The sequence below is a fragment of the Rhodococcus sp. 15-649-2-2 genome (assembly GCF_002258645.1).
Classification (GTDB): Bacteria; Actinomycetota; Actinomycetes; order Mycobacteriales; family Mycobacteriaceae; genus Rhodococcoides.
The window spans coordinates 173292-196103 of sequence record NZ_NPFM01000031.1 but is presented as its reverse complement, the minus strand read 5'-3'; the positions used below and the strand labels follow the sequence as shown (position 1 = coordinate 196103).

General features: G+C 63.6%; 21 protein-coding genes. 11 read left to right on the top strand and 10 right to left on the bottom strand.

All coding sequences use genetic code 11. The features are described 5' to 3' along the window. Positions 1–237: 237 nt before the first annotated feature. Positions 238–753 carry a GNAT family N-acetyltransferase gene (locus CH305_RS21785; RefSeq protein ID WP_179278372.1) on the bottom strand — a complete coding sequence of 172 codons (516 nt, stop codon included), beginning with the start codon at positions 751–753 and terminating at the stop codon, positions 238–240. 49 nt (positions 754–802) lie between these two features. On the opposite strand from CH305_RS21785, the gene CH305_RS21780 reads away from it, so the two are divergent. From CH305_RS21780 to helR, 5 genes are all read left to right on the top strand, one after another. After that, a complete protein-coding gene (locus tag CH305_RS21780; protein ID WP_094705232.1) occupies positions 803–1342 on the top strand; it encodes a hypothetical protein in 540 nt (179 codons plus the stop codon). Positions 1343–1384: 42 nt separating this feature from the next. Next, a complete protein-coding gene (locus tag CH305_RS21775) occupies positions 1385–2047 on the top strand; it encodes a class I SAM-dependent methyltransferase (protein ID WP_094610347.1) in 663 nt (220 codons plus the stop codon). 218 nt (positions 2048–2265) lie between these two features. Further along, positions 2266–4461, top strand: a complete 2196-nt coding sequence (locus CH305_RS21770; RefSeq protein WP_094705230.1) for a bifunctional diguanylate cyclase/phosphodiesterase — start codon at positions 2266–2268, stop codon at positions 4459–4461. A gap of 225 nt (positions 4462–4686) precedes the next feature. Continuing rightward, positions 4687–5103, top strand: a complete 417-nt coding sequence (locus tag CH305_RS21765) for a hypothetical protein (RefSeq protein WP_032403697.1) — start codon at positions 4687–4689, stop codon at positions 5101–5103. A 290-nt stretch (positions 5104–5393) separates the two neighbouring features. After that, entirely contained in the window at positions 5394–7571 is a 2178-nt protein-coding gene (helR, locus tag CH305_RS21760) for an RNA polymerase recycling motor ATPase HelR (RefSeq protein ID WP_094704879.1), read from the top strand. Here helR and CH305_RS21755 read toward each other — a convergent pair. Beyond that, positions 7532–8431, bottom strand: coding sequence for a LysR family transcriptional regulator (locus CH305_RS21755; RefSeq protein WP_094704878.1), 900 nt, complete (start codon positions 8429–8431; stop codon positions 7532–7534). The genes helR and CH305_RS21755 overlap by 40 nt on opposite strands. A 72-nt stretch (positions 8432–8503) precedes the next feature. Between CH305_RS21755 and dapA the strand changes: the two genes are divergently transcribed. The 6 genes from dapA (at position 8504) to CH305_RS21725 (ending at position 15466) form a co-directional block, all read left to right on the top strand. Continuing rightward, complete coding sequence (gene dapA / locus CH305_RS21750; protein WP_256983948.1) at positions 8504–9448, top strand: 4-hydroxy-tetrahydrodipicolinate synthase; 945 nt, start codon at positions 8504–8506, stop codon at positions 9446–9448. Between the two features lie 6 nt (positions 9449–9454). Further along, positions 9455–11839 carry an excinuclease ABC subunit UvrA gene (locus tag CH305_RS21745; RefSeq protein WP_094704876.1) on the top strand — a complete coding sequence of 795 codons (2385 nt, stop codon included), beginning with the start codon at positions 9455–9457 and terminating at the stop codon, positions 11837–11839. Between the two features lie 42 nt (positions 11840–11881). Further along, a complete protein-coding gene (locus tag CH305_RS21740) occupies positions 11882–12436 on the top strand; it encodes an isochorismatase family protein (protein WP_094704875.1) in 555 nt (184 codons plus the stop codon). Between the two features lie 19 nt (positions 12437–12455). Next, on the top strand, positions 12456–13133 hold the full coding sequence (locus CH305_RS21735; protein WP_094704874.1) for a GAP family protein: 678 nt from the start codon (positions 12456–12458) through the stop codon (positions 13131–13133). Positions 13134–13155: 22 nt separating this feature from the next. Further along, positions 13156–13956 (top strand): HugZ family protein, encoded by an 801-nt coding sequence (locus CH305_RS21730; protein WP_094704873.1) that lies wholly within the window; start codon positions 13156–13158, stop codon positions 13954–13956. 106 nt (positions 13957–14062) lie between these two features. Next, on the top strand, positions 14063–15466 hold the full coding sequence (locus CH305_RS21725) for an NAD(P)/FAD-dependent oxidoreductase (protein WP_032403457.1): 1404 nt from the start codon (positions 14063–14065) through the stop codon (positions 15464–15466). Positions 15467–15551: 85 nt separating this feature from the next. Here CH305_RS21725 and CH305_RS21720 read toward each other — a convergent pair whose 3' ends face one another. From CH305_RS21720 to CH305_RS21685, 8 genes are all read right to left on the bottom strand, one after another. After that, positions 15552–16220 (bottom strand): urease accessory protein UreD, encoded by a 669-nt coding sequence (locus CH305_RS21720; RefSeq protein WP_094704872.1) that lies wholly within the window; start codon positions 16218–16220, stop codon positions 15552–15554. Positions 16221–16226: 6 nt separating this feature from the next. Further along, positions 16227–16931: an urease accessory protein UreG gene (gene ureG / locus CH305_RS21715; RefSeq protein ID WP_094610340.1), complete on the bottom strand. Its 705-nt coding sequence runs from the start codon at positions 16929–16931 to the stop codon at positions 16227–16229. A gap of 52 nt (positions 16932–16983) precedes the next feature. Then, positions 16984–17640, bottom strand: a complete 657-nt coding sequence (locus CH305_RS21710; RefSeq protein ID WP_094610339.1) for an urease accessory protein UreF — start codon at positions 17638–17640, stop codon at positions 16984–16986. Next, on the bottom strand, positions 17640–19361 hold the full coding sequence (locus CH305_RS21705; protein WP_037150374.1) for an urease subunit alpha: 1722 nt from the start codon (positions 19359–19361) through the stop codon (positions 17640–17642). The genes CH305_RS21710 and CH305_RS21705 overlap by 1 nt, the downstream gene beginning before the upstream one ends. After that, positions 19361–19993 carry an urease subunit gamma gene (locus CH305_RS21700; RefSeq protein ID WP_052058378.1) on the bottom strand — a complete coding sequence of 211 codons (633 nt, stop codon included), beginning with the start codon at positions 19991–19993 and terminating at the stop codon, positions 19361–19363. Before CH305_RS21700 ends, CH305_RS21705 begins: the two co-directional genes overlap by 1 nt. Before the next feature lie 85 nt (positions 19994–20078). Next, on the bottom strand, positions 20079–21347 hold the full coding sequence (locus CH305_RS21695; RefSeq protein WP_094610415.1) for an aldolase/citrate lyase family protein: 1269 nt from the start codon (positions 21345–21347) through the stop codon (positions 20079–20081). Positions 21348–21352: 5 nt separating this feature from the next. Beyond that, positions 21353–21814 (bottom strand): PaaI family thioesterase, encoded by a 462-nt coding sequence (locus CH305_RS21690; RefSeq protein ID WP_094704871.1) that lies wholly within the window; start codon positions 21812–21814, stop codon positions 21353–21355. Positions 21815–22037: 223 nt separating this feature from the next. After that, on the bottom strand, positions 22038–22799 hold the full coding sequence (locus CH305_RS21685; RefSeq protein WP_094704870.1) for a hypothetical protein: 762 nt from the start codon (positions 22797–22799) through the stop codon (positions 22038–22040). Positions 22800–22812: the final 13 nt, after the last annotated feature.

Below are 22812 nucleotides of genomic sequence, written 5' to 3'. Positions count from 1 at the left end.
AGCGCCTGGGCGTAATTCGTCAGCGCCCACCGGCCGTTCTGAAGGGGCTCGTCGGCTATGTGGTTCACCGCCGTTTCCAGAAGGAGAGCAACGGCAGGCACCGCCTTTCCGGCGCTGGTGAGGGCAAGCGCCAGATATCAGGCGACGAGTGGGTCGTCGGGTCGGTCGTGGCGGGCCTCGCCAGAACGTCGATCGCCTCATCGAAATTCGACGAAAGCTAGATTTCGCGAACGTGTTTCATCGCAAGAGGACGTGACCGCGACTGCCGGGCGTCCGACGGAACAGTCTCCGCTTGAGTCGACGAGAACCCGTGTCCATCTGCGTCATATCCGTTCTGAGCCATCCTGCGCCCTCGTACACACCGACGGCACGTTCGTTGTCGTCGATTACCCACAGCTCGCAGGTATCGCATCCGACGGAACCGGCATGAGTGTCGACCGCGTGCAGCAAGCATGTGGCGATCCCCCGCCCCCACATTTCCGGATCGACTGCCAGATAGAAGACTTCCAGAACGTCGCCCTGAACGGCGCACAGTACGAAACCGACAATGTCGCCCGCGCACTCGGCCACGAGAGCACGGGCATCGTCCAGTTCGATCCTTCGCCGAATGCCGTCCACCGCCCGTGACACGCGTGTCGGTTCCGCGCATCCGTCGCGCAGGTCAGTCGAGCGAACCCAGATCGACGCCAATTTCTGCGGATCATGTACTTCCTTGGCGTCGACCGAGCGGATGACGACGTCGACGGACTCCATGGAATCAGGATATGTGCCGCCGATGCCGCGTGCGCGATATTCTCGGCCCATGGCAACCGACCCCGCAGTCAGAGTCTCACGGCTGCGAACGTTGATCGACCACCCCCGCACAGGCAGCTCGGAACGGGACACGGCGCAGCGCATGCTGAATCGGATACTTCGCACCTCGCGGCCGATCACCGACACTCATCGACAGTACGGTTCGAGCCACGGCCGTCTCGGCCGACATTCGGGACTGGACAGCATCGCCGAGATGATTCGCGACGACATCACGATGACCCGCATCTACCGGCCCTCCGCTACCGAATCCTCCGGGATCACCCCAGTCGATCCAGTTCGCGACGCACCCAAAAACATTCGGATCGAAGTCGAAGTACACCACGGTTGCGAAATCGTCGTCACGATCAGCTGCATTCCACCCGCTTGGGGCTGGTTCCGCGACAGCGGAATCGATATCTACTCCCCTGCGCTTCGCGCTCTCGTGGACGAGCTCGCATCGATCGTCGCCGGCTTCGACCATTCCGGGGGCGACATCACGAACAGATTCTTCGGTCGAGTTCGCGTCGAAGACACCACTGTGGTGTGGTGACACTTCCGTAACTCCCGGAAGTTCTGAGAGGCGAACGACCACATGACAACGCTATCCACCCGAGCGGGGGCGGCCCCGTACACCAAGCTTGTCCTACGACTGTACGACCTGTGGGTGATCCGACTGTCGAACAGTTTCGGATGGCGTTGCAACAGAGCTCATTTCGTCGATCTCTACCGTCGCCACATCGGCCACCGTCACCTGGAGGTCGGCCCTGGATCCGGCTGGGCCCTCGCCAACATCGACCTGCCCACCGATATCGACCTCACCCTCCTCGACCTCAACGCCAACTCGCTCGATCACACGGCATCCCGACTGGATGTTCCGCTTACGCTGATCGAACACGATGTTCTGGTGCCATTGGACAAGAGCATCGAAAAGTTCGACTCGGTGTCGATCAATTACGTTCTGCACTGCCTCCCCGGCGACTGGTCCACCAAGGCTGCTGCCCTGACAAACCTCGCGGAGAAGCTGACGCCGGAGGGAGTGCTGTTCGGATCGACCGTGATCGGTGCGGACCAGAGCTTCACCGTCCTCGGCAAGGCGCTGATGTTCGCCTACAACCAAACCGGCGTGTTCGGAAATCGCCAGGACGATCTGCCCGGCCTTCGCCGGTCACTGTCCGAAACATTCGAGCAAGTCGAGGTGACTATGGTCGGCAATGTCGCGATCTTCGTGGCTCGACAGCCTCGCACACGACCGTAGACCCCGAAGGACCGTCGGCGCGCCTCCGAAGCCGCACCCGTTGCCATCAACTCCGCCTGTGCACGAGTGTTGTCCACTACGCCGGCCGTCGCTCGGATTCATGCGTGTCGAGCAGATAGTTCGGGGCCCGTCGTGGCAATCGTGCACACGCACCGCACCCGCCGAATAGCATTGGCTCGGCAGTGCTCGGATCACGGGCGAGCCGGATCGGAGGACCGGTGAACAATCTCACGGGCGATCCGGTGAGCCTTCGGTCGTTTCTCGATCGATTCCCGGACTTCGCTTCCCTGTCCAATTTCTCGGGAAAAATCCTCTATATCAATCCTGCAGGCTTGGAACTGATCGGATCGACGAGCCTATCCACTGTCATGGAGTTGAGTGCGCTCGAATTCCTCACCCCGGGTGGGCTCGATCTCGCGGCAGATATCGGTGACGGTCTGCGCATCGACGGAAGATGGGAGGGATACTGCGAATTACGCCATCAGGTGACCGGTGCCGCAATTCCGGTGATGGTGACCGCCTATTCGATCGATTCCGGCGACGGTGGGCCCGACTTGGTTGCATCCATCATTCGTCATCGTCACACCGCCGAACAGCGCAATGCTCGGATGGCCGCCGATGTCCTCCTCGCAGGTCGGCATGCTCGAGAGCAGAAGGCTCTTGCCGATCTCAGCAGATTCGCCGTCATCGCAGACCTACCGACACTGCTCACCGCCGCCACCGATACCGCCGCAACCTTGATCGGTGTCGGAAACTCGGCGATTTCCCATCTCGAACGCCCGGACGATCCTTACCTGACCATGGACGCAGCAAGCGGCGCACTCGGTATACGGCACGATGTTCCACCGGGAGACGGGTCGCTGATGGGGTTCGTCCTGGCGAACTCCGAGCCGGCCGTGTGCAACGACCGCACTGTCGAGACGCGTTTTCGCACCGAGACGATGGCTGCTTTCGGGCTGCGCAGCGGAGTGGGAGTTCCGATCTTCGACGTTGCCGGCGCCGCCTGGGGTGTGCTCACAATCCACAGCGTGGAGGCCCGTCTCTACCGCGACGAGGAGGTGTCGTTTCTCGGTTCCGTCGCTGGGATCGTCTCCGCGGCAATGAGAAGGATCGATCTGGAACGCCAGCTGAGACGACGCAGTACACACGACGCACTCACCGGTCTGCCGAACCGAACGCTCGCCTACGACGTCATCGACGCTGCGCTGGTTCGCGCGCGGCAACAGTTCGGCACGGTTGCGCTGCTGTTGCTCGACATCGACGACTTCAAGATCATCAACGACAGCCTGGGCCACGATGCCGGTGACAGGGCGCTGGTCAAATTCGTCGATCGACTTGCCTCGGCAATTCGGGAAGCCGATACAGTTGCGCGCCTTGGCGGAGACGAGTTCCTGATCGTGTGTGAGGGAGTGGACAGCGTCGAGCATGCGAAAGAACTCGCGCGGCACATCTCGAGTTCGATCGCGGTGCCGTTTTCTGCCGTCGACGTTCCGATTCCCCTCAGCGCGAGTATCGGCATCGCTGTGTCCGACCGGAATTCGACGCGACAGGAGCTCATTCACCGTGCGGACCTGGCCATGTACCGCGCGAAGGACAGCGGTACTGGCGGCCATGCCGTCTTCGATCCAACCGATCTCTACGACGCCGATCGCATCAGGTCACTCTCGATAGATCTCAGGGCGGCCTTGAAAGCGAACGAACTCACGCTGGCTTATCAACCGCTGGTGGAGATCGCGACTCGGAAGGTCGTTGCGGTCGAGGCGCTGGCTCGCTGGAATCACCACCACCTCGGACCGATAGAACCCAGCGAATTCGTCAGCGTCGCCGAGAGAACGGGCCTTGCAACGCCATTGGGCACCTGGGCTCTTCGCACCGCGTGTGCCGCTGCGGCACGATGGCGCACGTTCTCCGACATCGTCGTTCGCGTCAACGTCAGCGCACTCCAGCTTCGAGATCCGGATTTTCCGAAAGAGGTTGCGTCCGTGTTGGCAGACACGGGACTTCCCGCCTTCGCCCTCGGTTTGGAGGTCACCGAAACCGTCTGGGTCGCGGACACCGAACGAGTTGCCGACACCGTCTCCACGCTGCATTCGATGGGTGTCACTCTGCTGCTCGACGACATGGGAAAGGGACACAGTTCCATGTCGTATCTCGACCGCTATCCCATGTTCGAGAGTTTCAAGATCGACAGGTCGTATATCGCCCGGCTGCCGGCCCCACGCGCCTGCGCCATCATCTCGGCGATCGTTGCACTCGCCCGGGCGTTCGATGTCACCGTCGTCGGGGAAGGGGTCGAGACCGAGGAACAACTCGAGGCATTGGCCGCTGCCGGATGCGATTTCGCCCAAGGGTTCCTGTTGGGACGTCCGGTCGATGCCGACGCGATCGCAGATTTGCTGCTCACCGATCCATGAGTGACGAGCAGCCACCACGTTCGTGATAACGTGCCGAAGCAGAGCTACTCGCATAGCCACCCCAGCTGCAGCAGGCACCCGCGTCGCCTCCGCCAGCGCTCGACGGGCAAGGTCTTTTACGGATCTGCGATCGAAGACCTTTTTGTTCGTTGCTGCACGCCGTGTCCTCGACCTCCGACCGGTGCAGTGGTGCCGCGGGGCCGCTGCACAGAATTCGGAACTACGGTGACCAAGAACCACGCCGAGAAGCGAGCAGCACGAGCCTACGCACAATCGCACCTGCTCCCCTACCGTCAGGCTCTGACGTCGGTGAGAGCGGCCCGTGCCGATCGCGCATCGTTGTCGCCTTTCGCGGAGCGCCTGCTGATCGAGGCCGTGGAGGGATGCGGAATTCGCCACTGGGCGCGTGTCGAGGAATGGGACGGCGTCGCTCGGGCGGCGATTACCGACCTCGGCGGCGAGCGGTTCGTACTCACCGTCGACAGCGTGCTGATCGTGCTGCGTGAACACCTCGACAACAATCCGACACTGCAGCCGAACGACATCGACAGCTACTTCGCCGACGAGACCGTGCAACGCATCCTGTTCGGCGGCATCATCTACCGACTCGAACTTCATCGCGGCAGAGGTCTCGTAGCGTGATCCTGGAATCGTATGAGTTGTCTCGCAGTCTCTTCGATGATGGTCGCTGCAGACGACGTGTAATCCTGGATTTCCGCACGAGTTGATCTGCGCCAGCGGCAAGCAAGCCGGTTCCGGCAAGAACAAGACATCCAGGCAGTAGCACAGACGTGCGATCGGGCCATGGGTTCGGAAAGCGAGGATCACCTCTTTCCACTTTCAATGTATAGCGCACCCCGGGGCTTGCGGCAAGACCCCGTACAGGGCTCAGAATGGCTCGCTACCGTCATGAATCAGTCGATCGGAGTTCTGTGAATCCTGTGCGCCCACGCGTCTTCGACCTGCCCGATAGTCTCTCTCGCAAGCGCGATCCAGAGCTGATCGAGGTTGATCAGCAACACTTTTCAGAAATCTGTTCGAGTATCGAGACGTCTCGATCCGATACGACGGATCGGCTGAACACCATCCAGAAGTCGTCGGGCCGGATGGGCCAGGAGGTGATGGAGCGAGACTTCGAGGTCCATCGTCTGCGCGGGCGTCTTCGTTCACTACATCGCTACGGGATCGATCTGTGCCTGGGTCGCATCGTGCCCGTCGACTCGGACGAGCCCGTCTACATCGGGCGCCTCGGACTGTTGGGGAACTCGGGCGAGCAACTTCTGGTGGACTGGCGCTCCCCCGCTGCCGAGCCCTTCTTCGGTGCCACCCACGCCAACCCCATGGGGCTCCAGAGTCGCCGACGCTATCGATGGACGAACGGCGTCATCACGGATTACTGGGACGAGGTCTTCGACTCGACGGGGATCGACTCCGATGCGGCGCTCGACGATCAGTCGGCATTCATCGCCAGCTTGGGTACCGAACGTTCGGCGCGGATGCGGGACGTACTGGGCACAGTGCAAGCGGATCAGGACGCGATCATCCGAGCAGATGCGCGCGGAGCTCTCGTCGTCGACGGTGGGCCGGGAACCGGGAAAACGGTTGTCGCTCTTCACCGTACTGCCTATCTTCTGTACACGGATTCACGCATAGGACACAACCGGGGCGGAGTTCTGTTCGTGGGCCCGCACGAGCCGTACCTCGCCTATGTCTCCGACGTCCTGCCGAGTCTCGGCGAAGACGGTGTACACACCTGCACCCTCCAGGACCTCGTTTCAGAAGGAACGAACGCAACAGAAGAGCCCGATCCTGCTGTGGCGCAACTGAAGTCCACTCTCGGAATGATCGACGCAATCGCCGCGGCCGTCGCGTTCTACGAGCAACCGCCCACCCGGAACATGATCGTGGAAACAGAATGGGCCGACCTGAGACTCACCCCGGACGATTGGATCGAAGCGTTCGGGGCAGCCGAGCCCGGTACTCCGCACAACGAGGCACGAGAACAGATCTGGGACCTACTCCTCACAATTCTCACGGAGCGATACGACGGCGGCGAGTCCACCCAGGAAGTACGACGGTCTCTGCAGCGCAACGAGCATCTACGTCGGACGCTCGAAAGATCATGGACAATCATCGAGGCCGCCGACCTCGTTGCCGACTTGTGGAGCGTGCCGGCGTATCTCCGTCGATGTGCACCCTGGCTGAGTGCCGAGCAGGTGCGCATGCTGCAACGAACCGATCCGACGCGATGGACACTGGCCGATCTACCCCTGCTCGACGCTGCGCGCATGCGGCTCGGAGATCCCGAGCATGCGCGGCGCACGGAACGCCGCGAGGCAGCGTCGGCAGTCGAGCGGACGCGGATGGATCGCGTCGTCGACGAACTCATGGCTGCCGACGACGACGACATGATGGCTGCACAGCTTCGCCAGGACGGAATTCGCGATGCGCTCGTCGATCGAGCCGGATTCGAGGAGATCCCCATCGACCCACTGGCCGGACCGTTCGCACACATTGTCGTGGACGAGGCTCAGGAGCTGACGGATGCGCAGTGGCACATGGTGTGTCGACGCTGCCCTTCGGGCAGCGTCACTGTCGTCGGAGACCGCGCGCAGTCGCGTCGTGGGTTCTCCGAATCCTGGCTCGAACGGCTCGGACGAGTGGGGATCGACCACATCGACGTTGCCACCCTCGGCGTCAACTACCGCACCCCGCGAGAAGTGATGGCGGTGGCCGAGCCGGTGATCCGTGCAGTGTTGCCGGACGCCAACGTCCCGGTATCGATTCGCAGTAGCGGTGTGCCTGTCGAGTACGGCAACTCGGCAGATCTGTCGTCGATCCTGGAAAGGTGGATGGAATCGAACGCCAGCGGAATCGGCTGTGTCATAGGCGATCCTACGTTCGCGGGATCGGAACGCATACGCTCACTGACGCCCCAACTGACCAAGGGGCTCGAATTCGACCTGGTCGTCCTCGTCGACCCGGAGTCGTTCGGGTCCGGAATCGCCGGTGCTGTCGACCGGTACGTGGCAATGACACGAGCTACCGGGCGGCTGACAATTCTGACCTCTCAGCTCGAGGCCGGGTTCAGGACGTCCAGTACCGCGTGAATTGCGGGGCTCGCATTCGCACTGTGCCTCCAGGCCGCCTGCACCTCACGCGTGGGAGTGCGTGCCGGTGACACTGCAACGAGGCCGGCGCTCAGAACCGGCCGTGCGAGACGAGGAACGAGCGCAAGAACGTCGTCCCCTTCGACCAGTGCGAGCTGGGTCGAGAAATCATCGACGAGATGGCGAACGACTACGTCGGTGGGTGTGTCGGCGAACAGTCGACGGAACCACTGATGGCACACCGTTCCCGCCGGGCTCGTCACCCACGGGTAGCGGGCGAGTTCGGAATGGGCCAGCGCAGACTCGCATCCGGCGAGTGGATGAGTACGTTTCATGATCACGTCGCCGTAGTCGGTATGGATCGGTCGTCGGACGATCGAGGGCGGCGCCGCTGCCGGTACACCGTCGGCGTCGTGCACCAGCGCCAAGTCGGCGGCACCCGCGTGGACGCTGTGCAGGGCGCGATCGGGATCTTCCTCGCTGACTTGGACGGTCAGATCGGGATACCGCCGGTGAAGTCGGCTCAGCGCAGGTGCCACCAGACCGCGAAGGGCGGTCGAGAAGCCGACGAGGCGCACGACCCCACGAGCGACGCCTTCGTCGGCGGAGCGCGCCGACTCCACGCAGCGCTCGAGGGCATGGAACACCTCGTCCGCAGAGTCGACCACCGCTCGACCGGCCGGGGTGAGTACGACGCCTCGGCCGGCCTGCGCCAGTACCGGCGTCCCGATCTGCCGTTCGAGCCGCTTGATCTGCTGGGAAATGGCCGACGAGGTGTATCCGAGCTCATCGGCCGCCCTGGCCAGGGTGCCCAGGGCAGCTACCGCGCGCAGGGCATGGAGTGCGTTCACATCGATCATGAAGCAACACTACGCAATATTGCCGATAATCCATCGCTGGACCGTAGGTGTTGGGCGGACCACACTCACCTGGTGACCAATTCCGCGCCTTCTTCCTCGTCGATTTTCGGTACCAATGTCGTCGCCATGGTGACGCCCATGCACCCGGACGGAACTATCGATCGCGCCGGCGTCGATGCACTGCTCGTGCACCTGCTGTCGACCGGATGCGACGGAGTCGTCGTCGGCGGCACCACCGGTGAAGCACCGACTCTGACCTCCCACGAGCTGTCGGGGCTGATCACGCAGGCCCGAGAGCACTCGAACGATGCCTTTCGGGTGATCGCCGGACTCGGTACCAACGACACGGCGGCGGGAATGGACATGGCTCGGTCCGCTGCAGCGGCCGGTGCCGATGCACTACTGATCAGTGCTCCCCACTATTCGCGCCCCACCCAGGCGGGCATTGTGGCGCACATCGTCGACATCGCCGGAGCAGGTGGGCTTCCAGTCATGATGTACGACGTCCCGGCGCGCACGGGCATCGCCATCGAGCAGGCGACGTTGATCGAACTGTCCCGGCATCCCTCGATCAGGGCTGTCAAAGACGCAAAGGGCGACCTCTACGAAGCCATGACCGTCATGGCCTCGACGGAGCTTGCCTACTACTGCGGAATCGACGAGCTTGCCCTCCCTTATCTCTGCTGTGGCGCAACAGGATTGGTCAGTGTCACCGGCAACGCCGTGGCCGACCGGTACGCCGAGATGATCGAAGCCGTCCGGACCGGCGACCTGGATCGGGCAAACGCAGTACAGCGGGCACTGTTGCCGCTCACCGACGCCGTCATGCGTACGACGCAGGGAGCCATCATGGCCAAGGCTGCACTGGTCAGGATCGGTGTGCTGTCCGACGCAACCGTCCGCCGTCCACTTCTCGAATCGTCGACGACCGACCTGAGGCGATTGGACGCGGCACTGCGCGCCACCGGAATCGATCAGGAATCGAGAAGCGTGGGCATTCCGGTGCGACTAGCCTGACTGCTCATGGCGACGAAGAAGGTCACGCAGGTCTCGGAACCGCACGCTGCCGATAGTCACGATGTGATTCGTGTACAGGGAGCACGGCAGAACAACCTTCAGGACATCGACGTGGACTTGCCCAAGCGACGGCTCACCGTGTTCACCGGTGTGTCGGGCTCCGGCAAGAGCTCACTGGTCTTCAGCACTATCGCTGCGGAATCGCAGCGGATGATCAACGAGACCTACAGCGCCTTCGTCCAGGGGTTCATGCCGACACTCGCTCGACCCGACGTCGACGTCATGGACGGGCTCACCACGGCCATCATCGTCGATCAACAGCGCATGGGTGCCAATCCGCACTCCACCGTCGGTACGGCCACCGACGCCAATGCCATGCTTCGCATTCTCTTCAGTCGAGTCGGTAAACCGTATATCGGCTCAGCACAAGCTTTTTCGTTCAACGTTGCGTCGGTCTCCGGCGCAGGCGCCTACAAGGTGGACAAGGGTGGCCGTCAGACCACCGAGAAGAAGTCCTTCTCCGTCACCGGCGGCATGTGCCCACGCTGCGAGGGCCGAGGTTCGGTCAGCGACTTCGATCTCACCGCCCTGTACGACGCGAGCAAGTCCCTCAACGAGAACGCCATCACTATTCCCGGCTACAGCATGGAAGGCTGGTACGGCCGAATTTTCCGTGGCTGCGGTTACTTCGACCCGGACAAGCCCATCGCGAAGTACACGAAGAAGGAACTCGACGATCTGCTCTACCGCGAGCCCACGAAGATCAAGGTCGAGGGCATAAATCTGACCTACTCGGGACTCGTGCCTCAGATCCAGAAGTCGTTCCTGTCCAAGGACGTCGAGGCAATGCAGCCGCATATCCGCGCCTTCGTCGACCGCGCGATCACCTTCACCACGTGTCCCGACTGCGACGGCACCCGACTCAACGAGGGAGCTCGATCGTCGAAGATCAAGGGCATCAACATCGCCGACGCCTGTTCGATGCAGATCAGCGATTTGGCCACATGGATTGCAGGCCTGAAGGAACCGTCGGTGGCACCATTGTTGACGACGCTGAGCGAGACCCTGGACTCGTTCGTGGAGATCGGGCTCGGATATCTGAGCCTGGATCGTCCCTCGGGGACGTTGTCCGGTGGAGAGGCCCAGCGTACCAAAATGATTCGCCACCTCGGCTCCTCGCTGACCGACGTGACGTACGTGTTCGACGAGCCCACGACCGGCTTGCACCCGCATGACATCGAACGGATGAACAACCTGCTGTTGCAGTTGCGAGACAAGGGAAATACGGTGCTGGTCGTCGAGCACAAGCCCGAGACGATCTCGATCGCAGATCACGTGGTGGATCTGGGTCCAGGTGCCGGCAGCGCGGGCGGGCACGTGTGCTTCGAGGGCACCGTCGAGGGATTGCGACACAGCGACACGGTCACCGGTCGGCATTTCGACGATCGAGCGTCGCTCAAGGACTCGGTGCGTGGGTTCTCGGAAGTACTCGAAATTCGCGGTGCGAACTCACACAATCTGCGCGACGTGGACGTCGACGTTCCACTCGGAGTGCTGGTCGTCGTCACCGGCGTCGCAGGCTCGGGCAAGAGCTCGCTGATTCACGGGTCGCTCTCGGGCACAGACGATGTGGTGTCGGTGGACCAGGGTGCCATCCGTGGTTCACGGCGAAGCAACCCCGCGACGTACACCGGATTGCTCGAACCGATACGGAAGGCTTTCGCCAAGGAGAATGCCGTCAAGCCGGCTCTGTTCAGCTCCAACTCCGAAGGCGCGTGCCCGACGTGCAACGGAGCAGGCGTCATCTACAGCGACCTCGCGATGATGGCCGGGGTGGCCACGACGTGTGAGGTGTGCGAGGGCAAGCGGTTCCAAGCTTCGGTACTCGAGTACCACTTCGGCGGTCGCAACATCGACGAGGTGTTGTCCATGTCGGTCGCAGAGGCCGAGGAGTTCTTCTCCGACGGCGCAGCCAAACTGCTCCCAGCGCACAAGATTCTGCAGCGCTTGAACGACGTCGGGCTCGGCTACCTGAAGATCGGACAGCCACTGACGACGCTCTCGGGTGGCGAACGCCAACGCCTCAAGCTCGCCACACACATGGCAGGCAAGGGTGGGGTCTACGTGCTGGACGAACCCACCACCGGACTGCATCTCGCCGACGTCGACAAGCTGCTCGGGCTCCTCGACCGACTGGTCGACTCGGGCAAGTCGGTGATCGTGATCGAGCATCACCAGGCGGTGATGGCACACGCCGACTGGATCATCGATCTGGGCCCCGGTGCCGGACACGACGGCGGACTCGTGGTGTTCGAAGGAACGCCGTCCGATCTGGTGGCGGACGGTTCCACACTCACCGGCCGACATCTGGCCGCGTACGTCGGGAGCTGACGTGCAGGCAATCGGACGAGACATCTTTCGGAAGGAATTGTCGTGACCACCCTGCCCGGCCGCCACGCAACCGCACTGCTGATCGTCGACGTACAGAACGACGTGATGGTGGGTGCGCACGAGCGAGAACGCGTGATCGACAACATCGTGTCCCTGGTGACCCGCGCACGGGAGACGGGTACTGCGGTGATCTGGGTACAGCACTCGGCCGAAGAGGAACTGCACTTCGGGACGGACGGGTGGGAGCTTCTCGGGGCGCTACCTGTGGCTTCGAGCGACCCGATCGTGCACAAGAAACACGGAGATGCCTTCGAGGACACGACGTTGGAGGCGGAGCTGACAGCGGCCGAAGCCGGGCATGTCGTGGTCGCAGGCGCACAGACCGATTTCTGCGTCCGATCCACCCTTCACGGCGCTCTGGTGCGCGGATACGACGTGACGCTGGCGAGCGACGCTCACACGACGGAAGACCTGACGAAATGGGGAGCTCCCCTGCCCGAGCAGGTCATCGCACACACCAATCTGTACTGGGACAACCAGACCGCGCCCGGACGTATCGCGGCGGCAGTGGCGACGAAAGATATCGACTTCACCTGACCGATACCCTGAACCTTCCATGGTGACTTTGCTTCTCGCGATCGTCGGCTTTGCGATACTCGATTCGCTCGACGTCTTGCTGATCGGCGTCACTGCCGCTATTGCGGTGCACTCGAGAACCACTCGGCGGTCGCCGTTCCGAGCCGGGCTGGCCTTCGTCGGCGGAGTGTTCACGGCGACGACGGCGTTCGGCATCGTCACCGTTCTCGGCATCGACTTCGTCACGGATCTGTTCGACTTCACCGTCACTCCCACGGTCCGATATCGCACGGAGTTCGTGGCCGGGCTGGTCCTGATCAGCCTCGGCGCGCTGCGCACCGCCGAGCGTCGGCCACCGGCATGGGCCGCCCGAGCCGGCTCCAGCATTCTCGTGGTCGCCCTGACGGGGTTGACGATCGGTCTGGTGCAGGGCCCGACGGCAGTGCCGTACCTCGCCGGGCTGACGATGCTCTCGACCTATGTTCCCCGCCCGCAGTGGTGGCCGGCCATAGTCGTCGTCTACTGCCTGATCGCACTGATTCCGCCGATCCTCGTCCTGATTCTGGCGTCGAGGAAGAGTCGACGTTCCAGGCGGGCGTTCGTCACCACCGTGCGTGGCTTGACGCGGTACGGCCCGCCGACGGTGCGCGTCATCTTCGTCGTGCTCGGTGTCGCATTGCTCGCCGACGCTCTGATTCATGCTCGAGACCTCCTGTAGGTCGTCGCCTAAGCTTCTGCGCATGGCACTCGATCACGGCGACCCCGGTGACACTCCGTCCGTTCCCCCTCCCCTGTCTCCCGTGGTCGCCGACCGTCGTCCCTCGGCGGCCGAGGAGGCGCGCACGATCGCCGCGTCCACCAACATCGCGACCCTTGCGAGCCTGACCGCGGACGGCGATCCCTGGGCATCGTTCGTCACCTACGGATTGCACGGCGGCGCTCCGGTTCTGTGTGTCTCGCGGATGGCCGAGCACGGGCGCAACCTCGCCGGCGATCAGCGCGCGAGCCTGTCGATCGTGGCACCGCAATCGCAGACCGATCCGTTGGCGTCGGGCCGAATCACTCTGGCCGGCGTGGTCGAACGGCCCGAGGGAGACGAGCTGGCGGCTGCCCGCGAGGCGCATCTCGCGGGGGTGCCCGCGGCGAAGTACTACCTCGACTACAGCGACTTCACGCTCTGGGTCATGCGCGTGCATCGGGTCCGCTGGGTCGGTGGATACGGGCGGATGGATTCGGCAACTGCCGAGGACTACGCCGAGGCCGCACCCGATCCGGTATCGCCCACCTCCGCGTACGCGATCGAGCACCTCAACGCCGACCACTCGACGTCTCTGATGGCGATGGCCCGCGAACTGGGTGGCTATCCCGATGCCACGTCCGCCGAATGCACCGCCGCAGACCGCTACGGACTCGACCTGAAGGTGCTCACGCCGCGCGGAGTCGCGTACACCAGGGTTGGCTACGCGGCCCCGATCGACTCGGCTGGGGAACTACGGGCCGCGACCGTGGAACTGGCGAAGCGAGCGGTAGGCGGGCGGTAGTTTCCGCTGCACTCCCCGCTCTGGACCGGTACAGCCACCTTGCCGAGACGCCGAGAACGATGGCGGCTACCGTTGTGCTTACATCTCAACGTCTAGGGAGCAGGTAATGAGCATCCAACCGGTCGAATCGAAGCGTCATCGTGTCGTCGTCATCGGTTCCGGGTTCGGAGGTCTGTTCGGCGTCAAGGCGCTCAAGAAGGCCGACGTCGACATCACCCTCGTCGCCAAGACGACGCACCACCTCTTTCAGCCGCTCCTCTACCAGGTAGCGACGGGCATCCTGTCCGTCGGCGAGATCGCTCCCACCACCCGCGTCATTCTCCGCAAGCAGAAGAACGCCGAGGTGCTGCTGGGCGACGTGTTGAACATCGACCTCGAGGCCAAGACGGTGACGTCGAAGCTGCTCGAGCGCATCACCGTCACTCCCTTCGACAGCCTGATCGTCGCAGCCGGCGCGCAGCAGTCCTACTTCGGCAACGATCACTTCGCCGAGTTCGCGCCCGGCATGAAGACCATCGACGACGCACTCGAACTGCGTGGACGCATTCTCGGCGCGTTCGAGCAGGCGGAACTCTCCGACGATCAGGAGGAGAAGGACCGCCTCATGACCTTCGTCGTCGTCGGGGCAGGCCCCACCGGTGTTGAACTTGCCGGGCAGATTGCCGAGCTCGCCGATCGCACCCTCGACGGAGCTTTCCGCAACATCGATCCTCGCGACGCCCGCGTGATCCTGCTCGACGCAGCGCCCGCCGTACTGCCGCCGATGGGCGAGAAGCTCGGCCGCAAGGCCGCGGAACGACTCGAGAAGCTCGGCGTCGAAATCCAGCTCAACGCGATGGTCACCGACGTCGACAACGACGGCCTGACCGTCAAGGAGAAGGACGGCACGACGCGTCGCATCGAGGCGCAGTGCAAGGTCTGGTCGGCAGGCGTTCAGGGCAGCCCCCTCGGCAAGCAACTCGCGGATCAGTCCGGTTCGGAGACCGACCGCGCCGGACGTGTGCTCGTCGAACCCGATCTGACCGTCAAGGGCCACCCGAACGTGTTCGTGGTCGGCGACCTCATGTCGGTCAAGGATGTACCGGGCATGGCGCAGGGTGCCATTCAGGGAGCGACGTACGCCGCCAAGCGGATCAAGGCATCAGTGAAGGGCGAGGACGACCCCGCTCAGCGTGCGCCGTTCAAGTACTTCGACAAGGGCTCGATGGCAACGGTGTCGCGGTTCAACGCGGTCGCGAAGGTCGGCAAGCTCGAGTTCGGTGGATTCATCGCATGGCTGATGTGGCTAGCGTTGCACCTGTACTACCTCGTGGGCTACCGCAGTCGAATCACGACCGTCATCTCCTGGTTCGTGACCTTCCTCGGTCGCGGTCGCGCCCAGATGGCATCGACCGAGCAGCAGGTGTTCGCGAGGTTGGCCATCGAACAACTGAATTCCCTCGAACGCGCGGGTGCCGTCGAGACGGACACCGCCGAGACGGAACAGGAACGCGCGAAGGCAGCGGGCTGACCCACCGCTGACCCCAGCTTTCCGACATCGCATCGGCCGACGGGACACCGTCGGCCGATGCGATTCGTCGTTCGGCGTACCGCTCTCACGTACTCGAATCACTGGGCGGCAGGAGGCGACCCACCGAGGTGGTCAGTGAGCCGCCTCCTGCCAAAGCAAGCCGAACGCTTCCGCCGCGCAGATCGACCTCGGACGCACGATCATCGGGGTACTGCAACGTACTGGACATCGACAGCGGAGCCGACAACGCGTCGTGCGAGATCGATCCGTTGCCCAGTTCCACCCGGTGGCGCAGCAAAGGACTGTCTCCGACGTCGCATCGCATCGCACTGGTCCACCGACCCGACGCCTCCTCGAAACGCCCGATCTGCGTCCGCTCGCGCAACCACAAGGTTGAATCCTGTTGCAGCGCAATAGTATTGACCACCGAATGCGATGCGTCCGACACGACGACCATGGGCTCGGGATCGAAGATCAGAGATGCACCCGCACCCACCTCGACGTGCCACTGCGCCGACGAATGACGCTGCTGCCCACCGGGCATCGCCAGTGACGCCGCGACGCTGCGGACTTCCAGGTGTGCGCCGGCCGCCACAGAGATTCTGACGGTGATGGTGTCACCGCCGAGTGGCGTTGCGGCGGTTCCGATCAGGTGGACCGTATCCGCCCCGGTCTGGCGGCCGGCAAGTCCGCCCACCGAGGTGATGCGTGGGCTGCGATGCAGGCTCGCATCGATGCAGAGCTCGGTGTGCATCGACGCTCAGTGCGTGTGAGCATGCGCGTCGGCGTCGGCAACGACCTCGAGCTGCTCACGAATCCACGCGAGTACCGTGGTCGCGGCCGGGTCGTCGGTGAGTGAGATCAGCGCAGTCGGTCGGCCCTCGCGCACCTGTGCCGCATCGCGTTCCATCACACCCAGATCAGCCCCGACGTATGGGGCCAGATCTGTCTTGTTGACCACCAACAGATCGGAGAATGTGACACCGGGACCACCCTTGCGCGGCACTTTGTCGCCGCCTGCGACATCGACGACGAAGATCTGCACATCGATGAGACCGGACGAGAACGTCGCGGTGAGATTGTCTCCGCCCGACTCGACCAGAATGAGGTCCAGGGGCGGATTGTTCTCGATCAAGTCGTCGATGGCGTCGAGATTGGCGGTGATGTCGTCGCGAATGGCTGTGTGTGGGCAGCCACCTGTCTGTACGGCCGTGATGCGCTCGTCCGGCAGCACCGCATGCCGACGCAGGAAGTCGGCGTCCTCGGTCGTGTAGATGTCGTTGGTCAGAACAGCAAGCGACAGCTCGTCACGAAGCTGGCGACACAGGGCAGCCACCAAAGCGGTCTTTCCGGAACCGACCGGTCCACCGATTCCCACTCGCAGCGCCTCGCCCGCCTCCCGCGCGCGTTTCGGACGATCCAGTCCGTGGTCGTGGGGCTCACCGTCGATCAGGTGCGGGGGCATGACATCTCCTTCGTCGTTCGAGAACAGTCGGTCGAAACAGTGGATCGGAATCTCAGGATACGAACAACGGACGATCGCGGACGGCGTGGGCTTCGGCGAACATGTCCAGCAACGGATCCGACAACTCCATCAGCTCGGGTAGGCACTCGCACACCGAGGCAGTCACATCGTCACAGAAGTCGCCCAAGCGGATGGTGCATGCGGCAACCTCGGCCGGATCGAGCGCCAGCAGACGCTGCGCCGCGATCGCCGACCCGGTCATGGTGATGTACACCTGCACAGCCGCTGCGTCGGCAACCGACAGCCCGCACGCGAGCCCCACATGCCCTGCAGCCACCGGGAGGTGCGGCTTACGGCCGATCGATGTCCAATCATGATGCGGCCAAGCCGATTTGGCCAATCGAAGCAGACCGCGACCCTGTGCGCGTGACGCGGATCTGGCCGCGGGGGACGGCGTCCGAGCGTCACACTCGGCGTCGGCACCCTCCGTGCCGAGAGAGCCGTGGACGATCGCTGCCGCCACCGACGCCATGGTGGCACCGGAGGTCCTTATTCGACGTCGCAAGAAAGCCTCGAGTGTCGCGATGTCTCGGACGAAACCCGATGCGATCGCCTCCTCCACTCCACCGGAATGCACGTGTCCACCGGTGGGCAGACGTGAATCGGCAAGAGAGAGAAGCGTTGTCACCTGCAGACGAGCAGCCGTCATCAGAAAAGGAAGTATCGCTGCGCCATCGGCAGTTCGGTTGCCGGCTGTTCTTTCCACACGTCGCCGTCGATGCGCACCGTGAACGTGTCCGGATCCACCTCGATGTCGGGCATGGCGTCGTTGAGAGCCATGTCGGACTTCCTGATGCTGCGGACGTTCTTGACCGGAACGAGCCGGCGATCGCAGTTCAGGCGGCCGGCAAGTCCATCTTCGATTGCCTGGGGAGCGACGAAGTGCAGCGATGTCGCGGCAGCTGCTTTGGGCGAGGCCCCGAACATCGGACGCGGAAGCTCGGGTTGCGGAGTCGGGATGGACGCGTTGGCATCGCCCATAGCCGCCCAGGCGATCATTCCGCCCTTGACGACCATGTGCGGGCGGACGCCGAAGAACGCCGGGTCCCACAGCACCAGATCGGCTAATTTTCCAGGCTCGATCGAGCCGATCTCGTCGTCCAGCCCGTGGGCCACGGCCGGGCAGATCGTGTACTTGGCGACGTACCGCATGACGCGGTTGTTGTCGGCCCCGTTGTCTCCGGAGAGGAAGCCCCGACGAGATTTCATCACGTGTGCCGTCTGCCAGGTACGCAGAACGACCTCGCCGATCCGGCCCATTGCCTGCGCATCGCTGCCGATCATCGAGATCGCACCCATGTCGTGCAGCAGATCCTCGGCCGCAATGGTCGACGGCCGGATACGACTTTCGGCGAAGGCCAGATCCTCCGGAATGGACGGACTGAGGTGATGGCACACCATCAGCATGTCGAGATGTTCGTCCAGGGTGTTGACGGTATGGGGACGCGTCGGGTTGGTCGAGCTGGGCAGCACGTGCCCTTGCGCGGCCACGGTGATGATGTCGGGTGCGTGCCCGCCGCCCGCGCCTTCCGTGTGATAGGCGTGAATTCCACGGCCGTCGATCGCAGCGAGAGTGGTCTCGACGAAGCCGGCCTCGTTCAGGGTGTCCGAGTGGAGCGCGGCCTGCACACCGGCGTCCTCACACACTCGCAGGCACGCGTCGATCGCAGCAGGGGTCGAGCCCCAATCCTCGTGCAGCTTGAATCCTGACGCGCCTGCGCGCAATTGCTCCCACATGGAGTCGGGGTTGACCGTGTTGCCCTTGCCGAGGAGCACGATGTTCATCGGCCAGTCGTCGAGAGCTTCGAGCATCCGGGACAGGTGCCATGCACCCGGGGTGACCGTGGTGGCCTTGCTTCCTTCGGCGGGTCCGGTGCCGCCGGCGATCACGGTGGTGATGCCTCCGCCGAGAGCTTCCTCCTTGATCTGCGGGCAGATCAGGTGGACGTGACAGTCGATGCCGCCGGCCGTGACGATCTTTCCGTTGCCCGCGATGATCTCGGTCGAGGGTCCGATCACGAGATCGGGATGGACTCCGGTCATGGTGTCGGGGTTGCCTGCCTTGCCCAATGCCACGATGCGCCCGTCGCGAATACCGAGGTCGGCCTTGATGATTCCCCAGTAGTCGACTACAACCACCCCGGTGATCACCGTGTCGGGAGCTCCGTCTGCGCGGGTAGCACGCGATTGACCCATCGATTCGCGGATCACCTTGCCGCCGCCGAAGACCGCTTCCTCCCCCGCGTTGCCCGGTCCGCCGCTGCGGTCTTCGGTGACCTCGATCAGAAGATCCGTGTCTGCCAGGCGAATTCGATCGCCCGTGGTAGGCCCGAACAACTGGGCGTAACGACTACGGCTCAGACGCGCCATCAGCTGTCCAACTTTCCGGGAGGTGTCATGCTCAAACCGTGGACCTCGCGCGTGCCACCGAGAGGCACGAGCCGAACTGTCTGTTCGATTCCGGGCTCGAAACGTACCGCTGTGCCCGCCGGAATATCGAGGCGGTGGCCGTGTGCACGTTCACGATCGAACTGCAGGGCGGCGTTGGACTGTGGGAAGTGCACGTGTGAGCCCACCTGAACCGGCCGATCTCCGCCGTTCACGACGACCATCGTGATCACCTCGGCACCCTCGTTGATCTCGATGTCCCCTGCGACGGTGATGATCTCGCCGGGAATCAGGTGACCGTCACCTCGCTTGGGTGAGATCGGCTCGTGCACGGTGATCAATTTCGTGCCGTCGGGAAAGGTCGCTTCGACCATCACCTCGGGAAGCAACTCGGGAACCCCACCGAGGACATCGTCGGCAGTGAGGATTTCGCGCCCCGAGGACATCAGGTCTGCAACGGATCGCCCGTCCCGGGCACCCTCGAGAAGGTGATCGGTGATGACCGCGATGGCCTCGGGATGATTGAGCTTCAAGCCTCGAGCCTGACGACGCCGCGCGAGCTCGGCCGCATAGCTGACGAGCAGTCGATCCTGCTCGTGCGGAGACAACCGCATTGGAGTTCTCCGTCCCGATCGGTGATGGTGCTCGGCAATTCTGACACGCTCGAGGCAGCCCGGCAGCGGAGCGCCGGTTCGCGCCTCACCCGAGGGGCACGGTCACCGATCGATCGAGCAGTCCCCGCAGGACGTCTCGGTCGATTCCCGAAGCAATTGCCTGCAGTTCGGCGAGGCCGAACGCACCCGCGTCGAGGCCTCGCACCAGCACGCCGGCCAACGCTTGCGCGGTGGCGGGTTCGTCCATCACCTCACCGCCCTGACGATCGAGGTAGCCCCCGAGTCGAGCAGCCGCGACCGGCATGGCGTGGCGGAAGAAACCGAAGGTGGCCAGCCACCGCGTCACCAGATGCCCGGGATGCATGTCCCAGCCCTGGTAGAAACCGCGTTCGAGGGACCTCGTCACCAGATCGAAGTGCCGCCGCGCCGACGCCGAAACCTGCTCCGGGCTGCCGGTGGGAACAACCTGGGTCGAGCCGTCGCACACCCACACTCCGGTCTGCGCGGCTGCCACCAGCATGACGTTCTTCGCGTGGTCCGCCACCGGATGTGCCAGCGACTGCTGCGCGGAAGTGATCCCACACGCGGCGCTGTAATCGTAGGTTCCGTAGTGCAGTGACGTGCAGCGACCGTCCGCGCGAGTGATCGCCCGCGCGAGAGTCGTCGTGCCGTCGGCCCCGATGACCGCCTGGGGACTCTCGATCTGCAACTCGAATCGAAGGGCACGATCGGGCAGGCCGTGCGCGTGCTCGAGTTCCTCACACAACGCGACCACTGCCGCCACCTGCGAGGTGGCCCGCAGTTTGGGCACGGTGAACACGAAACCGTCGGGCACTCCCCCGGCCCCGTCCAGAACGAGCTCGAGGGTGCGAATCCCGCGCCGACGCTCGTGTGCTGCAAGTCCTTTGGAACGAATACCCAACCAGGTCGGACCATCGGCATCTTTCGCCAAGGCTGCCAACGCTGCACCCGCGGCCGTTGCATGACGGTCTTCGACGACGTCCGACCGCCATCCGTACCCGTCCTCGAAATCGATTCGGAGGTCCTGGATGGGGGCCGTGCTCAATCGCTCACGAACCAGGGGCAGAACGTTCGCAGTGTCGAGTTCGTCGAATGCCTCGGGGTGAGCGTCCAGAATCGCCGAGGATGCTGCGCCCCACTCGGCGGGCACGTTCGCCGAGGCGTCCGCCGCCGAGACGTACACGGTGTGGGAAGGCTGCCCGCCGATGCGGTCCCCGGGATAGTGCCGCGCCAGATCCTCGTCGATGGGCCCGAAGAGTGTCTCGAGGCGATCTAGAGCGTCGGGAGTCAGCGCGGTGACCGGTGAATCTGGATGCTGGTTGTGGCCCGTCATGGGCATCACTGTCCCAGATGTGCAGTGTTTTCGATATTTGCCAGTCGGACTCTGCCCTGAGCTACCAAGCGTCCGGTCTCGTCGGAGATGTCCACCTGCCACAGCTGCTGGGTGCGTCCACGATGAATCGGATGTCCGTGTGCGGTCAAGGTTCCCGATCGCGTGGCTCGGAGGAAGTCGGTGTTGTTGTTGGCGCCGACCACGTGTCCGCGTGACCCGAACCAGGCCGATCCGCCGATGCTGGCCACCGATTCGACCACCGCGCACAGGACGCCGCCGTGCATGATTCCTGCGGGTTGATGGAGCTGCGGAGTCACCGTCCACTCCGCGCGCACGTCCTCGCCGGACACCGCGAGGTATTTCAGACCGATGACTCCGTCGAATCCACGGTGGCACAGCTCGGTCAACTGTTCCGGCGTCAAGGCGTCGAAAGGCGACTCTTCCGTGGTGCCGTTCGAGTCCGTCATTGCACTGCCTCCGGTTGCGTCGAAACATGTGAGCCGACTGTGCAGCCGACTTTCCATCAGAATTACACGACGGTCGACCCACGAAAATCGGTGGGCCTCCCGTTCGTGAAGAACGAGAGGCCCACCGTGGCAAGGACCGGGAGTCACTGCAGCCCTCAGGACTCCGGCGCGGTCCGTTGGTACGTGGTCAGCATAGGCAAACCTTAGTAACGGCGCAAGAGCTTCACGACACCCGAAGTCTCGCTCGTCCGGGAACCCCGGCGCGTGACCGGACGGGAGCGCCTGCGTCGACCATGGCGTCGAGCAGTATTTGACCTCGACGAGCTCCGTCGGACGCGCTCGCCCCGGCCAGAATCGGAACGTACGTGGACGCGCCGAGAATCGCATCCCCCACCAGGGCCCAGAAGACTCGAACATCGAGCGGAGCGCGCTCCGATATCGCGCGAAACACAGCACCGAGCGACGTCGTGCAGCGATGCGCGGTCCAGACGAGCAGAGCCTCCTCGCACGGAAGGGTGACGGTGCCGGGCTCACCCGCCGAGGGATCCTCCGGCAGCACCCTCAGGATCGGCGACGCGACACCCGCCCAGTCGATTCCACCGTCACTGTCCATGTGGATCCACATGTTGTCGATGCCCGGATCCCACGCCCGGGCCTCCAGGACCAGCAGTGCAGATACTCGGCCGACCACAGCGTGAATCAAGGCAGTGGCCACCTGAACCGCAGCAGCCTCCGGCACATCCAGATCCTCGAGCGAACGGCTGTACATCCGCTCGACACGTCCGTCCGTGAGCCCGACGGCCAACTGCCACCACCGGCGCTTACCTTCGTTCGCCATGGCAGCCACCGCGTACATCCGCGGGTAATCGGGATTGAGCGCGCGAAGAGTCTCACACGAGTCGGCCAACTGGGCCGTCCCATCGGATCGGTTCGAGAATCGATGAACATCGGCCCAGCTGGAGAATGCCGCCGTTGCAACTGACACCTGATCGCTCCTT

Excerpts from the sequence above, each read along its gene's own strand:
- CH305_RS21785 (WP_179278372.1), bottom strand. The coding sequence starts at position 753 with ATGGAGTCCGTCGACGTCGTCATCCGCTCGGTCGACGCCAAGGAAGTA.
- CH305_RS21780 (WP_094705232.1), top strand. The coding sequence starts at position 803 with ATGGCAACCGACCCCGCAGTCAGAGTCTCACGGCTGCGAACGTTGATC.
- CH305_RS21775 (WP_094610347.1), top strand. The coding sequence starts at position 1,385 with ATGACAACGCTATCCACCCGAGCGGGGGCGGCCCCGTACACCAAGCTT.
- CH305_RS21755 (WP_094704878.1), bottom strand. The coding sequence starts at position 8,431 with ATGATCGATGTGAACGCACTCCATGCCCTGCGCGCGGTAGCTGCCCTG.
- CH305_RS21745 (WP_094704876.1), top strand. The coding sequence starts at position 9,455 with ATGGCGACGAAGAAGGTCACGCAGGTCTCGGAACCGCACGCTGCCGAT.
- CH305_RS21735 (WP_094704874.1), top strand. The coding sequence starts at position 12,456 with ATGGTGACTTTGCTTCTCGCGATCGTCGGCTTTGCGATACTCGATTCG.
- CH305_RS21730 (WP_094704873.1), top strand. The coding sequence starts at position 13,156 with ATGGCACTCGATCACGGCGACCCCGGTGACACTCCGTCCGTTCCCCCT.
- CH305_RS21725 (WP_032403457.1), top strand. The coding sequence starts at position 14,063 with ATGAGCATCCAACCGGTCGAATCGAAGCGTCATCGTGTCGTCGTCATC.
- CH305_RS21720 (WP_094704872.1), bottom strand. The coding sequence starts at position 16,220 with ATGCACACCGAGCTCTGCATCGATGCGAGCCTGCATCGCAGCCCACGC.
- ureG (WP_094610340.1), bottom strand. The coding sequence starts at position 16,931 with ATGCCCCCGCACCTGATCGACGGTGAGCCCCACGACCACGGACTGGAT.
- CH305_RS21710 (WP_094610339.1), bottom strand. The coding sequence starts at position 17,640 with ATGACGGCTGCTCGTCTGCAGGTGACAACGCTTCTCTCTCTTGCCGAT.
- CH305_RS21705 (WP_037150374.1), bottom strand. The coding sequence starts at position 19,361 with ATGGCGCGTCTGAGCCGTAGTCGTTACGCCCAGTTGTTCGGGCCTACC.
- CH305_RS21700 (WP_052058378.1), bottom strand. The coding sequence starts at position 19,993 with ATGCGGTTGTCTCCGCACGAGCAGGATCGACTGCTCGTCAGCTATGCG.
- CH305_RS21695 (WP_094610415.1), bottom strand. The coding sequence starts at position 21,347 with ATGACGGGCCACAACCAGCATCCAGATTCACCGGTCACCGCGCTGACT.
- CH305_RS21690 (WP_094704871.1), bottom strand. The coding sequence starts at position 21,814 with ATGACGGACTCGAACGGCACCACGGAAGAGTCGCCTTTCGACGCCTTG.